At 41.8% G+C, this 13687-nt stretch carries 14 protein-coding genes; 3 read left to right on the top strand and 11 right to left on the bottom strand.

Going from position 1 to position 13687, the window contains the following annotated elements; all coding sequences use genetic code 11:
• Positions 1–12: 12 nt before the first annotated feature.
• The 4 genes from hypF to ACTHRG_RS10995 all read right to left on the bottom strand — a co-directional run bounded on the left by hypF (position 13) and on the right by ACTHRG_RS10995 (position 3868).
• Complete coding sequence (gene hypF, locus ACTHRG_RS11010) at positions 13–2301, bottom strand: carbamoyltransferase HypF (protein WP_440231181.1); 2289 nt, start codon at positions 2299–2301, stop codon at positions 13–15.
• The gene (gene hypB / locus ACTHRG_RS11005) at positions 2279–2944 is read right to left on the bottom strand and encodes a hydrogenase nickel incorporation protein HypB (protein WP_440231180.1); all 666 of its coding nucleotides are present in this window, start codon (positions 2942–2944) and stop codon (positions 2279–2281) included. The genes hypF and hypB overlap by 23 nt, the downstream gene beginning before the upstream one ends.
• Positions 2922–3299 (bottom strand): hydrogenase maturation nickel metallochaperone HypA/HybF, encoded by a 378-nt coding sequence (locus ACTHRG_RS11000; RefSeq protein ID WP_076256485.1) that lies wholly within the window; start codon positions 3297–3299, stop codon positions 2922–2924. Before ACTHRG_RS11000 ends, hypB begins: the two co-directional genes overlap by 23 nt.
• 125 nt (positions 3300–3424) lie before the next feature.
• Positions 3425–3868 (bottom strand): YndM family protein, encoded by a 444-nt coding sequence (locus tag ACTHRG_RS10995; RefSeq protein WP_440231179.1) that lies wholly within the window; start codon positions 3866–3868, stop codon positions 3425–3427.
• Positions 3869–4119: 251 nt separating this feature from the next.
• On the opposite strand from ACTHRG_RS10995, the gene ACTHRG_RS10990 reads away from it, so the two are divergent.
• The gene (locus ACTHRG_RS10990; protein WP_197207038.1) at positions 4120–4602 is read left to right on the top strand and encodes a ribonuclease H-like YkuK family protein; all 483 of its coding nucleotides are present in this window, start codon (positions 4120–4122) and stop codon (positions 4600–4602) included.
• A gap of 39 nt (positions 4603–4641) precedes the next feature.
• Here ACTHRG_RS10990 and ACTHRG_RS10985 read toward each other — a convergent pair whose 3' ends face one another.
• Together ACTHRG_RS10985 and ACTHRG_RS10980 are read right to left on the bottom strand one after the other, a co-directional pair.
• Entirely contained in the window at positions 4642–5103 is a 462-nt protein-coding gene (locus ACTHRG_RS10985; RefSeq protein WP_440231178.1) for a CoxG family protein, read from the bottom strand.
• A gap of 166 nt (positions 5104–5269) precedes the next feature.
• Positions 5270–7846, bottom strand: coding sequence for a helicase-related protein (locus ACTHRG_RS10980; RefSeq protein ID WP_440231177.1), 2577 nt, complete (start codon positions 7844–7846; stop codon positions 5270–5272).
• A 206-nt stretch (positions 7847–8052) separates the two neighbouring features.
• On the opposite strand from ACTHRG_RS10980, the gene ACTHRG_RS10975 reads away from it, so the two are divergent.
• On the top strand, positions 8053–8586 hold the full coding sequence (locus ACTHRG_RS10975) for a YceI family protein (RefSeq protein WP_076256493.1): 534 nt from the start codon (positions 8053–8055) through the stop codon (positions 8584–8586).
• A 55-nt stretch (positions 8587–8641) separates the two neighbouring features.
• Here the strand turns inward: ACTHRG_RS10975 and dacB are convergent, their stop codons facing one another.
• Positions 8642–10126 carry a D-alanyl-D-alanine carboxypeptidase/D-alanyl-D-alanine endopeptidase gene (dacB, locus tag ACTHRG_RS10970; RefSeq protein ID WP_440231176.1) on the bottom strand — a complete coding sequence of 495 codons (1485 nt, stop codon included), beginning with the start codon at positions 10124–10126 and terminating at the stop codon, positions 8642–8644.
• A 260-nt stretch (positions 10127–10386) separates the two neighbouring features.
• Here dacB and ACTHRG_RS10965 point away from each other — a divergent pair, with 260 nt between their 5' ends.
• The gene (locus ACTHRG_RS10965) at positions 10387–10644 is read left to right on the top strand and encodes a YpbS family protein (protein WP_440231175.1); all 258 of its coding nucleotides are present in this window, start codon (positions 10387–10389) and stop codon (positions 10642–10644) included.
• 49 nt (positions 10645–10693) lie between these two features.
• Here ACTHRG_RS10965 and ACTHRG_RS10960 read toward each other — a convergent pair whose 3' ends face one another.
• From ACTHRG_RS10960 to ACTHRG_RS10945, 4 genes are all read right to left on the bottom strand, one after another.
• Positions 10694–11011 carry an MGMT family protein gene (locus ACTHRG_RS10960; protein ID WP_076256498.1) on the bottom strand — a complete coding sequence of 106 codons (318 nt, stop codon included), beginning with the start codon at positions 11009–11011 and terminating at the stop codon, positions 10694–10696.
• Between the two features lie 66 nt (positions 11012–11077).
• Positions 11078–11887: an endonuclease I family protein gene (locus ACTHRG_RS10955; protein WP_076256499.1), complete on the bottom strand. Its 810-nt coding sequence runs from the start codon at positions 11885–11887 to the stop codon at positions 11078–11080.
• Positions 11884–12849, bottom strand: coding sequence for a S8 family peptidase (locus ACTHRG_RS10950; RefSeq protein ID WP_076256501.1), 966 nt, complete (start codon positions 12847–12849; stop codon positions 11884–11886). Before ACTHRG_RS10950 ends, ACTHRG_RS10955 begins: the two co-directional genes overlap by 4 nt.
• A 192-nt stretch (positions 12850–13041) precedes the next feature.
• Entirely contained in the window at positions 13042–13554 is a 513-nt protein-coding gene (locus ACTHRG_RS10945) for a mismatch-specific DNA-glycosylase (RefSeq protein WP_440231174.1), read from the bottom strand.
• Positions 13555–13687: the final 133 nt, after the last annotated feature.

Below are 13687 nucleotides of genomic sequence, written 5' to 3'. Positions count from 1 at the left end.
GAAATCACCCCTTTATATTTTTTTAGCTTTTGTTTGTCTGGCTGCAATCATTAATTGCCCTAATGATAATCCGCCATCATGGCAAGGAACTTTTTTATGTGTATAAACAGTAAAACCGTTCTCCTCAAGCATTCTGGAAAGCTCCCCGGCAAGAAATAAATTTTGAAACGAGCCACCTGATAAGACTATCCTCCGGCTAAGCTCTGGTCTTTCATCCGCTCTGCATAAAATTAACTTTGCCGATGCAGATGCAACTGTCTGATGAAATCTTTGAATAATAACAGCAGGTGGAACGGCCTCAAAATATTCCTGGATTATTTGATAAATCATCTGGGAAAAATCGAGCCGGTATGGTTCTCCTCTGTCTTTTATTATCTTAAAGGGATAAGGTTTGTTACATTCTGACGGGGATCTATACAGATAATCTGATAGTTTCATCGCTGCTTCTCCCTCGTAAGTGGAAGTTTGGCAAATTCCCAATATGGCACTGACAGCATCAAAAAGCCTGCCGCACGTTCCGGCGAGGGGTGTGTGGATCTTCTTATTCACCATGTGTTCGATAATGCTGATTTCTCTGGCTTTTTCGGGAAACAGTTTCAGAGCAAGCTCCTTTCCATGACCTGGCCAGAAGTGAAGAATCATTCCAGCAGCATTCCTCCAGGGCTCCTTTACTGCCTTCTCTCCTCCAGGCAGCGGTGTATAAGTAAGGTGGCCCAGCCGCTCAAAGGAATCGGCACAGCCATACAATAATTCAAACCCCCAAATATGACCGTCATCCCCATAGCCTGTGCCGTCGAGAATCAGTCCAAAGCACGGTTCATATAAATCATTGTCTGCCATGCATGACACATGATGGGCGTGATGATGCTGGACTTGGATCACTGGTCCCTTGAAATCGCTCGCATACTTGCTTACGGAATACGAAGGATGTGAGTCAGCGGCGATCACTTTTTCCTCAAACCCCAGCCAGCTGCTATAATGCTTCACCTGATTTTCATAATGCTGCATCATGTCTTCGTTATCCAGATCCCCAATATGCGGGCCCATATAAATGCTGTGGCCCTTCCCGGCAGCAAAGGCATTCTTCTGGTTTCCCCCTAAAGCTAGGATTTGATCTAATGGATAGGCGGTTTTAAAAACCTCCGGTATAAAACCTCTGGAACGTCTGAGGAAAATAACTTCTCCGGCCTGATTGACTTGTATGACAGAGTCATCAATGGGGTGGAGGATGGGACGATTATGGGTAAGAATATAGTCACACAGAATGCCTGGGTCCTCTTTGAAATATAACGGGTGTCCAGACGGGTTAGAGCTTGTCAGTACGATGCATTCCAGCTTGCTGTTCTCAAAAAGCAGATGATGGAGCGGCGAATACGGAAGCATGATTCCTATGGTCGACAACCCCGGGGAGAGAAGTTCAGGAAGATCGGAGCACTTTTTTTTCCTTAAAACAACGATTGGCATTTCAGGACTTTTTAGCATCTCAGCTTCTTTTCCTGTAACATGGCAATACTTCAGGGCGATTTCAAGTGATTTCGCCATAATTGCCAGAGGGCGCTGCGGCCTGTTTTTCCGGATTCTTAGTTCATTAATGGCCTTTTCATTGTGTGCATCGCAGGCAAGATGATATCCCCCTATCCCCTTAATGCTTACAATCTTTCCTTCCGATAAAAGAGTCGAGGCCGCTTGAATAGCTTTCTGCTTTCTTTTCACCGGCTTCTTATTCGAATCATAAAGGATTAGGTCAGGTCCGCAGTCAGGGCAGCATACCGGCTGTACATGATGGCGGCGATCTGTTGGATTATCATATTCTTCCCTGCAGGAAATACACATGTGAAATTGGTCCATGGCGGTGTGTGGCCTGTCATATGGAAGCTCCCGAATGATGGAATACCGCGGGCCGCATTGAGTGCAATTTATAAAAGGATATTGAAACCGCCTGTTACTCTCTTGACGCATCTCGCGCAGGCAGTCATTGCACATTCCTGCATCTGCTGGAATTAATGGTTCAGCATGACCGCTTCGCTTGCTTGGTACAATCTTAAAATCGTTAAAATACGATGGCAGACTGTCATCTACAGTCATTTCAATAATTTTTGCCAGTTGAGGAGGGCTCTTTTGAATGTGATCAATCATGCTGGCAATGGAGTCGCTTTCGCCTTCTGCCTGAATGAAAACGCCATCTAAATTATTTTGAACTGTTCCCTGAATGTTGTATTTTCTTGAAAGGCCATATATATAGGGACGGAAACCGACACCCTGTACTTTTCCGGTTACTTTAATTCTGACTGAACGCAGCATGGGCACGTGCTTTCTTTAACCAGTTTATCCATTCCTCCATCCCATCTCCCGTCTTGGATGACAGTGCAAGAAAAGCAGCATCCGGGTTAATCGTGCGTAGATCCCTCTGTGCTTCTTCTAAATCAAACTGTACGTATGGAAGTAAATCTGTTTTATTGATAATGGTTAAATCGGTACGGCGAAACATCAAAGGGTATTTGGGGATTTTGTCATTGCCTTCAGGTACACTGAGAATGACAGCCTTATAGTCTTGTCCCAAATCATAACCTGAGGGGCAGACAAGATTGCCGATGTTCTCAATAAAAAGGATATCAATTTCCTCAAGCTGGAATTGGGGTAATGTTTTGGCTATCATTCTTGCGTCAAGATGGCAGCCGCCAACTGTGTTAATTTGTACTGTATTTACACCTAAAGCCCGAAGCCTGTCTGCATCCCGCTCAGTTGCAAGATCCCCCTCTATGACTGCGATTTTAAATTCTGATGCCAGCGCTTTAACGGTTCTCTCAAGGAGTGTGGTCTTACCTGCACCTGGTGCACTCATAAGATTGATGACTAGTGTTTGATTTTGCTTAAATAAAGTTCTATTAAAATTGGCTGCAACATTATTATCTTTCAAAACATCATCGTCCATTATTATCTTCACAACTCTCACTTCCTTCATAAGACTCAATTTGAAAAGATTCACCGGAGATTATTTCAGTATTTAATTGATGGCAATGTGGACAAAGGGCTATTCGGTAATCCGGTGCAAATTCTTTTCTGCACTCTTTGCACCTGGCTTTTGCTTCCTCCCTTATAATAGCGAGTTCGGTTTTTTCGCTGATCAGGCTGCACTCCTGTTTTTGAAAGTAACAAAATGCAAGTTCTAATGCATCGGGCAGGACATTGGAAAGTTCCCCTACAATGACAGAGATTCGATCAACCTTCACAATGTTTCTCTCGATGGCATCTTCCTCCACCAGGCGAAGTACTTCAGCCATCAGAGACATTTCGTGCATATGTAACCTCCTTTTAGCAAATTGACTGTTTGTTAATGGATATTCTAAAATCTCTAGTTACATGCAAAATAAAAAGCCCTTTCAGACCAAGTGGTCATGAACGGGGCTTCGACTTATATATCAATTTATTCCCAATCCTTTGTTGGCTCTCTTTCTTCAGCCATTTCCATCCCATAAGCAAGCCGCGGATTTATAGCAGATTGGCTGCTCTCTTTCTCTTGGCTGCTTTCCCTTTTGTTTACAAGGAATCTGTGGACAAATACCTCAGAAACAGTGATAATTCCTGCTGAAATAATGCTTCCCCAAGCGATTTGCAGATAACTGTTAAGCAGCACACTTCCAAACACCCAAACAGATGCATAAACTAAGAAAAAGTCAGCAATAAGGGCATTCTTGTTTCCAAGACGCGGAAGGATGATGCGGTCTCCGAGCAGATAGGACATGGCTGTTACCAGAATACTGAAAGAAAGAATATCAGCGAATGTCGCATCAAAAAATAAATCAAGCGCTATGGCAAAAGCAATAATAGCTGATGCTAATTTAAGTATTAAGATAAGTGTTTTGTTCAAAAGAATACCTCCTCTTTTACCATAGCTTTTATCAATATGAAGATTCCCATTCATTTTGTGTTCCTGTGCCTCATAAGCAATTTTTTCAAAAAAATAAACAACTTGTTCAGTGTCCTTCAATATAATGGCAGTAATAGGGATTACATTTTAAGTTAAAGGTTGTGGAAGAGTGATACTCCGAGACAAAATACTTAATGTGGTGATAATAGGTGAATGCTGACTATAAATTTCAAAATCTTCAGGAGAGGAATATGACTTTTGAGCAGGTATTCAACAGGATCTTACTTTTTATAAAGCGAAATCCTGATGGGAACTTCAGGCTGATGATTGGAACAGATTCACAGGTGCATTGCAATCGCACTGTGTTTATAACCGGGATTGTGATTCAAAACGAGCGAAAAGGCGCCTGGGCATGTATTCGGAAAACTGTTATACCAAGGAAAATGCTGCATCTTCATGAGCGAATCTCCTATGAAACCTCGCTGACTGAAGAAGTGGTCTCTTTGTTTACAGAGGATTACAAAGACAAAATGTTTGAAATCGTTCTGCCATTCCTTTATAAAGGCGGATCATTCTCAATGGAAGGACATATGGACATCGGATCAGGCAAAAGAAATAAAACCAGGGAATTTGTGAAAGAAATGGTGTCCAGGATCGAATCAATCGGCCTTGAGCCAAAAATAAAGCCGGAAGCATTCGTGGCCTCCAGCTACGCTAATCGATATACGAAATAAAAGAACTCAGGGTATATGAGTTCTTTTCATTGAGGCAAATTATACACCTGCATGCTCCCTGTATTCCTGTTCGGCCTTTAATGCCACAGCCTCTGTCAGTTCTGCAGTAATTTCAGGAAGAGCTGTATTAAGCAAGGAATTGGCTACTTTAGCCATCATTCCCTCTGCTGAAATATCAAGTGATCCTGTCATGATATTTTTCTTATTCTTTCCTTTCTCCGCAAGAAAGTATCCATGTCCTGTAAACTTCTCATTAAGTCCTGTTAAATGAAACGTAACCTTTGTTGGCTCCTGCCAGCTCGTTATATTCACTTTTAATTCGATTTTTTTCTTAATAATCCCCATATCGCTTTTGAAGCTCCAGGTTGATTCTTTGTCACTCAGTACCTCATGTGCAATATATCCGGGCACTAATGGTGCCCAGTTCCCAATATCACTGACAAAGCTCCATATTGCCCCTATTGGAATGTTTACTTCTGCCTGATGTGTGCAGCTTGCCATTTATACCGCTCCTTTAATATAAGACTTACATAGTTGTTTTCCATGAATATGTATTCGGAAAGGACGGGTAAAATTCATGAATTTATTGTCTTTCTCATTCCTTTAAGGAAAACGTAAAATTGCTGCCAGTGAAAAAGCCTGCTGTTATGCCAGCAGGCTTAAAATTTTACCTTCTATAGTAATGATACCTTCTTCTTGAACGAGAAGAATGACATTCATCACAGATTTGGTATTCGTGTTCCCAAGGCAGTTTCTTGCCGCATTTTCTGCACTTTCTTGAGAGCTCCTTAATGTCCGTTTTCAGTCTTTCATGAACATGATCACTGATTTCTTCCCTTAATCTTTCCCAGTATAACGCCTCGGTCCTTTGCTCAAGACGATACAGGAACAGCAAATGCAGGCCGATTGCTTTATAGGTCAGCTCCAGCTCTTCCAGATTCCTGTTCTTGATACGGGGCTCAGGAAGCTCCTCGCCATAAATGATGGCATACATGGTTTCTTCCCATTGACGGACAAGATCAGATTCTTTTTTTGAAAAGGGCAGATGGAGAAAACCATATAGATCCATCAGGCCGAGCTTTGCTTCAATTTCTGTGCCGCGGATCCTTTCATATAGGTCTCTCTCCTCTGTTAATGCCGCTTTTTTGGTTCCTCTTGGGCTCTCAAACTTATCCCAAAGCTCAAAGAATGATCCGAGATCGCGGTAATATCTTTGAAACCTTTCAAATACTGTATTGGTCGGGGCGATGGCAAAGCTGTGTACTGGTGCATCTTCCATTTCAAGCCGAGCCTTCATTCTTTTGATATCTTTTGTAAAAGCAACCTTCCCAATATTGTAAAGTCCTTTTCGGCCTGCTCTTCCGGCAATTTGCTTCACTTCCTGGGAAGTAAGGGTCCTTCTTTTCGTTCCGTCAAATTTATCATTTTCCAGGAACACAATTCTCCGGATAGGCAGGTTAAGTCCCATCCCAATGGCATCAGTGGAAACGATAACGGAAGTTTCACCATTTATAAAACGCTGGACTTGTTTTTTTCTGGTTTCCGGAGGCATCGCTCCATAAATCATGCTTACTGAGTGCCCTTCCTGCTGAAGTCTTGAGGCCGTTTCAAGCACTCTCTTTCTTGAAAAACAGATTAGTGCATCGCCTTTTCGGACATGAGTGAATTTAAATTCCTTTGCTTCCACTTCAAGGGGAATATCCCGGCTGTATTCATTCAGTTCAATATCTGCGTCGCCAAGCAGCTGCAGCATCATGCTTTTAGCACTGCGGCTTCCAATAATATGGACTTCATTGGCATTTGCCTTGGTAATGGCTTTATACCAGGAAAAGCCTCTGTCTTTATCCGTAATCATCTGAGATTCATCGATCACAATGACGTCATAAAAATCCTTTTCATAGAACATCTCCACTGTGCTGGACAGATGCTCGGAACCGGCAACTGTCTTCTCTTCTTCACCGGTTTTCAAAGAGCATGGTACACCATCTCGGTTCAATTTATCATATACCTCGAGTGCCAAAAGCCTCAAAGGCGCCAGATACAGACCGCTGTTTGCTGATTTCATGACTTCAAGCGCATGATGGGTTTTCCCTGTATTGGTTTCTCCAATATGAAGTACATATTTTTTGGCACGTTCCACTGAAGGACTGTATTCCTGCCCGAAAATATTTTCGAGCATGCGTTCTTCTTCCTCTTTCTTCCGCTGCTGCTCAGCCAGTTCTTCTGCTATTTTTCTTTCCCTGTCTTCAATGTCCTTCTCCAGTTGTTCTTGATGGACTTCAGGGTCAAAGGGGATATCCGCAAGCTTGACCAAATCTTCAACAAATTCCTCCTGAATGGTTTCGAAAAAGCTGTCATTAAGATTTTGAAGAGTATGGGCAATCAGCTTCTTTACAGACTTTCCGGTCAGCGGTTTATCATATGCATCTTCATATTCCTCGAATAGATGCTGCGGAAGGCTCTGCAGGATGAGTGTTTGCAGAGTATCAGAAAGAAATCCTGATATATGGTTTTTATAAACATAGTAATACGTTTCATATTCGAAATAGCCCTTGCCCAAATAAATTGCTTTATGGATATTTCCTGTCAGCTCTTCAAAGAAATCCCCCATTACAGCATAATCACCGGCATGGAATTCCCCTATTTCCTCGAGCCTTTCTTCAAGAGCGAAAGTATCCACTTTTTGATACCTTGTCTTATTTTTCAAATCGGAAACCAGCTGCTTTGAAGCCATATGTCTGACATGAAGATAAAGAAGGCTATAATCTCTTTCAATAATTTCATCCATTTTCTTTTCAATATCATCGCGAATGGTATACTTCTTTCGCTGTAGCTGCTCCTCTTCTGCTTTCTGCAGATAATGCGCCCTTGCCTTCTCAAAACGCTCAGCCCAAGCTTCATTATTGTTTTCAAACAGGTCATTAAGCCAGTCCAAACTGTTAAAGGGCTGATAATCCCTCATTTCCGTCCGAAACAGGTGGTTGATTATTTTCCTGTCAACATTTTCGGTGTCGTATCCTTTCTCACTTAAATACTTCTTTTTTTCCTGCTTGGATATTTTAGCGGTGATTTTATTAAGCCACACATTTACCCAGATTTGATCGATATAATGAAATCTTTCAGAAAGATATTCCTTATAGGAGGGCATAGATTCCTGGCTGCCCAGATAACGGTCGGCATCCTCCAGAATTTTTATTTTTGTATGCTCTTCAGCATTATTGTATATCTGTTCAAGCTGATTCATGATCCGTTCCCCTTTAAACATCGCAAATAGGCGATGTAATCATTATGACTTAGGTTATGTATGATGTAGAAAATTTAAGTAGTCTTCATTTTACCATCTTTTCAAAAAATATCATTGACATAAAACTTGAACCGGAATATAATTTATTTAGAATTAAAACATCTTGAATTAAAGATAAATAAATTCGGATATTGGAGGAGAAAAAAATGGCAAAAACTAAATGGGCAGTTGATCCAGCACACAGCAGTGTGGACTTTTCAATCAAACATATGATGATCGCGAACGTGAAAGGCAGCTTTAATAGCTTTGATGCGGAAATTACAGCAGATCCCGCAGATTTAACAACAGCTGATATTACATTCAATGTTGCGCTTTCAAGTGTGGATACACGAAATGAAGATCGTGATAATCACCTGCGTTCTGCAGACTTCTTTGATGTTGAGAACCATCCGCAAATGACATTTACTTCAACAGGCATTGTAAGCAAGGGTGACGATGAATATGATGTTACAGGCGATCTTACGATTCATGGTGTAACAAAAACAGAAACCTTTGCTGTCACATATGAAGGATCAGGCAAAGATCCATGGGGCAATGAAAAAGTCGGCTTTACAGCTGCAGGGGCTATCAAACGAAGCGATTATGGCTTAACATGGAATTCAGCACTTGAAACTGGCGGAGTCCTTGTAGGAGATAAAGTAAAAATCGATCTTCAAATACAGGCAGCAAAAGCAGAGTAAAACAGAAAAAGGCAGGTATACCGTCGAAGCGGTATTCTGCCTTTTTTCTTTTCTGTTATTGGTCGGCTAGCAGCGTGGCAATTTTATCTTCAATAACTTTACCTTCACCGCCATCGATCAAGTTGTTCAAAATAATGGAAAAGATCAATTCATCCCCACTGGATGTCTTAACATAACCTGATAACGAACTGACAGTCGAGATTGAACCTGTTTTTGCTTTGACATTCCCGGCTGCATTGGAGTTTTTCATGCGGTTTCTTAGAGTACCTCCTACCATCCGGTCTGTGTCGCCGGCAATCGGCAATGAGTTCAAATAAGAAGAGAACCATTCTTCGTCCTGGACTTCAAAAAGAAGTTGAGAGATTTCATTGGCCGGAATTAAGTTTACATGTGAAATTCCGGAACCGTCCCGGAGCACGAGAGTTTTTTCATCCATTCCAAAAGCTTTTACCTGTTCTTCTAATACTTCAAGCCCTTTTTCCCAGCTGCCTTCCCCTTTGACAACCTTGCCCATTTCCTTGATTAACGTTTCTGCATGGCCATTATTGCTTAATTTCATAAATGGAATAAGCAGCTCTTTAATAGGCATGGATTTATGCTCAGCAAACAGTTTTGCTCCTTCAGGGGCAGTGCCTGCTATTGTCTTCCCTTTCAATTTAATCCCTTGTTCAGCGAGAGAACGCTTTAATAAATCCAAGGCATAGCCAGTCGGCTCCCATACGGCAATCCACTCCCTTGAACGGCTTCCTTCAACAGGAATTTCTCCTTCTATTGAAACGGTGTTCGTCCCGTGATCCCTTTCAATATGGATATCCTTCTTTTCCCCTTTAGCGACGGTTTTCGCATTATTAACGATTTTTATGTAGTCTGTTTCCGGCACCATTTTTACAATTGGTTCCTGCCCGGCTTTTTCTGCAGGATATACTTCTACAATGACTGTACCCGCGTCATAATCCTCATTCGGGGAGGCAGTAAGTGCTGAGACTTGTCCGCCGTAATACCAGGATTCGTCGCTCCATGACAGATCCGTTGAATAGCGCTCATCATCATACCAGGTGTCATCACCGATCAGGCTGCCATGAATAACCTGTACACCTGCTTCTTTCACTTTAGCGGCAAATGCATCAAAATCTTCCTTTAAAAGAGTGGGGTCTCCTTTCCCTTTTAAGATCAAGTCACCCTGCAGTGTCTTTCCCTTTATTGAACCTGTGTGAAGAAGTTCTGTTGTGAACTGATAATTTTCACCCAGCGTTTCAAGAGCTGCAGCTGCTGTAAGGAGCTTCATATTAGACGCCGGCCTTAAACGCACATCCCCGATATGGTCATATACAAGCTCACCGGTTTCTGCATTGCGGATACTGACTCCTGCAAGGCCTCCCTTTAGGATTGGATCATTATTAAGCATTTGGTTCAGCTGCTGGACGAGCTCACTGCCTTCTTCTGTTGCCTTGACATGAGGAGTTTCGGGCTGGGCTAAAGGAACAAGTGCCAGCATAAATACCAGCAATAAACTGATATGCATTTTTACACTCTTTTTCATATGTATTAATCCACCTTCCTATTTGTTTCATTACCATTTCTTCTAAGAAAGGTGAGTTCCCTTTATTTCCATAATGAGGAAATAGAATCATTTTTTCGCTTGCTTAACTATTTTATTCTCCACAGTACAAGTTATGTGGGATCGCTGTTTTTTTGTATTTTTTCTAAACAAAATATTATGCCAGTAAGAATATTTATTCTTAAAACTCTTAGAAAAAATGGTATGATAAAAACAGGTGAATTATATAAGGGGTGGAAAAAATGAGTGTACATAAAGCAATATCTGAACACGTGGGTAAGCAAAATAAGATAATCACGAGGTTTGCTGCCTTGGATCAGCAGCGTGAGTATTATATTGAACAAGCATTGGATCTCTGCAGGAGAGGACTTCCTTTTTCTGCGGATAAGATAAATGAAGTAACTGCTGAGATAAATGAACTATCCAAACAGGGCATAATACCTGCAAGGAAGTATGTTACAGCTGAGATGATTGAGGAATATGCATCAAAGACAAAATAGGTACATATGATTATGAAGAAGCGTGACTTCCGATTGGATGCACGCTTCTTTATATTGGCTGTGATGATTCATGGGCAAATTCCTGCAAATCTATTCTTTTATTTATATTAAATTGTACCCCTTCATTTTCTAATAGTTCTCTTTGAAAGTCATGCGAATCTCCGTCTTTAAACCCAATTTCCCCTTTCCCATTTACAACCCGATGCCAGGGAAGCTGATGCTTTTCACTTTGGGTATGAAGGATCCGGACCACCTGTCTTGCTCCCCGGGGGCTCCCGGCAAGCCTTGCAATTTGTCCGTATGTCATGACTTTTCCTCTTGGGATGTTTTTAATGATTTTTATCACTTTTTCTGTAAATGGCTGCACGTGTAATAACTCCTCCTTCTTTTCTATTATAAAACAAACCCGCCTGAGTTCAGACGGGTTTGTTCATTATCGCAGCATTTTCTTTGCATGCTCAGGAAAATCTATAAATGGGTTTCGGTTCCCCTGGAGTGCCTGAATGGCAGCGTTTCTATGCTTTTCGTATATAGTCACCGGATTTTCTTCATGCCATCTCAGCAAAATCTGCATATCCATCTTCTCGTCAATTTTAAGTCCTTTTTTATATCTGACAGCAAAATAGAATACAGCTCTTGCGGCAATCCCTTTTCCATATTCCGGCTCAAACTTCTCCAGTTCTGCCATCCCGCATCCATTCCTGACGCCTGCTGCCTCTATTTCCGGTACATAGGCTTCAAAATCATAGTAGGGAAAATTGCTTCTCATACTATTGCATGCCGGCTCACAGGCAAAAAGATGATGAAGATCCCCTTTCATTGGCTGTCTTCCTTCAAACCATGATTGCGGGACGATATGCTCGGTATTAAATATAACTCTTTCATTGCTGTGGAATCCGCCTTCGTGAATCGTCTGAAGGAGCTTGAGATCCTGGTCAATGGCTTTAAGCGGATCAATCCCTTTCCCCGAATATAAACTTTTAAGCTTGAGGTTTTCCTGAAGATCCACCCATGGATATACATATCGGTGAGGTGAGTAATCCAATTCCCGGCTATGAGTACGAACCAGCAGATCATGAACCTGTTTCGGGAGATCCTCTTTCCCAAAATCAATGGTTCCATAGTAATCTTCTTGATTTATGATATCTTCCTCAGCGTTATAATAAGGTTCGTTCTGAACACTTTCAATATACTTTGACTGAGCCTCGGCCCATTCCGCTGCTATACTAGTCACTTTCATCATATGGCATTTAGAACCGTCGATTTGAACTCCTGGTCAAAGATTCCGGCTAAATGATCTGGAACGGTTAAATAAACGAGTCCGTTTCCTTCAAGTTTGGGAGAATTGCCAAGTGGAACCGTTCTTCTGATTAATTGGGCATAAAGTTCAGGTTCTGAAAGCTTTCTTTCAAATTGCCTGTTTGCAAAGTCCTTGATGAGGGCCAGAGCTCCGGAAACATGTGGAGCAGCCATTGAAGTACCGCTGAGGGTTGCATACTTTCCGTTCAGAAAGGTGGATAATATCCCTTCCCCTGGCGCCACTAAATCTATTTCATTATGAGAGTTTGTAAACTCGGAAGAATCCCTTTCGAGGTTAATAGCACCTACACTAATCACCTCATTATAGCAGCCTGGATAAGCAAACTCATCGGTCGAGTCGTCCCCATCCCCTTCATTTCCTGCTGCACATACTACAAGGATATTCTTATTTACAGCAGCTTTAATTGCATCATGCAGTTCAGGAACATCAGCTGGCCCGCCAAGCGACATGGAGATGATATCAGCATTTTGCTCGATGGCATAATGGATGCCCTTAATTATCCATTCGTATTGTCCGGATCCATTTTTATTTAAGACCTTTACAATAAGGAGATCAGCTTCAGGAGCTACCCCAATAACACCAGCATCATTTTCATGTGCAGCAATAGTCCCTGCCACATGAGTTCCGTGGCCATTATAGTCCTTGAAACTATTTGGATCGCTGTTATCATCGTCTGTAAAGTTCCGCCCGCCCTTAACGCGGTCCTTCAGGTCAGGATGGCTAATGTCGCAGCCGGTATCCAAAACAGCAATTTTAATTCCTTTTCCTTTTGTTTCGCTCCAAACCTTTGGCGCCTGAATCAATTCTACGCCCTTTGGAACTTCCTTTACATTCTCTTCCTGCTGAATCACCTTATAAGGAATGACACGAACATATTGCTCCATTTCTTTCCCTCCTTAAGAGATTAAATTGAAGCTGGTTCTTGATGTTACCTACATTTTAACAATTCTGAATATTTAATAACAGTATCGTTGGTAGCGAAAATTAATAGAATTAAGAGAGTGAAAAGGAAGAATTTGTGATATTTGAACTATGAGGTGGCCTTATTCTTATCTCAAAGCATTCATGCAACGGATTTATCTCTGAGTTTTTAAAAGCTCCGGAATCTCCGCATAAATTTGTATGATTTCATCGATTTTCATCCTGACAAGACCGGAAGATGAAGGAGCAACGAAGTCGATAGTACCTGGAACTACTGGTTCCTCCTGAACTCCCCATGGCAGCTTCTTTTTGCGGCTGTATTCCTGGTATACACCTTTTCCAACAAAGCAAATAACCTTTGGCTTGAGCTCAGCTATTTTTTTTATCAGCTCTGTTCTTCCCTCTTTATATTCTTCCTTCGTTATTTCATCGGCTGCTTTAGTGGGCCTGGCCACAATATTTGTCATTCCATAGCCCAGTTCCAATAATTTATAGTCTTCCGCTGCGGTGTATTTACGGGGAGTTAAGCCAGATTCATGAAGAATTTTCCAAAATCGGTTGTTCGGGTTTGCAAAATGGTGGCCTGTCTCTCCTGACCGAATGCTTGGATTGAAGCCGACAAAAAGCAAATCAAGATTTTTTTTTAAGTGGTCTTTAATAGGCTCCATTTAACCATCCTTTCGATATTGCAAGAAGCTATTGTTCATTTTACCTAAAACGTCAGGCAATCGAGTAGGAGGGGGTGATTAACCCCCGACCTCTCACACCACCGTACGTACCGTTCGGTATACGGCGGTTCGA

The organism is Cytobacillus sp. SAFR-174 (genome assembly GCF_051964675.1).
Lineage (GTDB): Bacteria > Bacillota > Bacilli > Bacillales > Cytobacillaceae > Cytobacillus.
Note: the sequence above shows the minus strand (reverse complement) of the source record. Positions and strands in the feature narration are given on the sequence as shown.

Excerpts from the sequence above, each read along its gene's own strand:
- ACTHRG_RS10990 (WP_197207038.1), top strand. The coding sequence starts at position 4,120 with ATGACTTTTGAGCAGGTATTCAACAGGATCTTACTTTTTATAAAGCGA.
- ACTHRG_RS10965 (WP_440231175.1), top strand. The coding sequence starts at position 10,387 with ATGAGTGTACATAAAGCAATATCTGAACACGTGGGTAAGCAAAATAAG.
- ACTHRG_RS11000 (WP_076256485.1), bottom strand. The coding sequence starts at position 3,299 with ATGCACGAAATGTCTCTGATGGCTGAAGTACTTCGCCTGGTGGAGGAA.
- ACTHRG_RS10955 (WP_076256499.1), bottom strand. The coding sequence starts at position 11,887 with ATGATGAAAGTGACTAGTATAGCAGCGGAATGGGCCGAGGCTCAGTCA.
- ACTHRG_RS10945 (WP_440231174.1), bottom strand. The coding sequence starts at position 13,554 with ATGGAGCCTATTAAAGACCACTTAAAAAAAAATCTTGATTTGCTTTTT.
- dacB (WP_440231176.1), bottom strand. The coding sequence starts at position 10,126 with ATGAAAAAGAGTGTAAAAATGCATATCAGTTTATTGCTGGTATTTATG.
- ACTHRG_RS10975 (WP_076256493.1), top strand. The coding sequence starts at position 8,053 with ATGGCAAAAACTAAATGGGCAGTTGATCCAGCACACAGCAGTGTGGAC.
- hypF (WP_440231181.1), bottom strand. The coding sequence starts at position 2,301 with ATGCTGCGTTCAGTCAGAATTAAAGTAACCGGAAAAGTACAGGGTGTC.
- ACTHRG_RS10980 (WP_440231177.1), bottom strand. The coding sequence starts at position 7,846 with ATGAATCAGCTTGAACAGATATACAATAATGCTGAAGAGCATACAAAA.
- ACTHRG_RS10985 (WP_440231178.1), bottom strand. The coding sequence starts at position 5,103 with ATGGCAAGCTGCACACATCAGGCAGAAGTAAACATTCCAATAGGGGCA.
- ACTHRG_RS10950 (WP_076256501.1), bottom strand. The coding sequence starts at position 12,849 with ATGGAGCAATATGTTCGTGTCATTCCTTATAAGGTGATTCAGCAGGAA.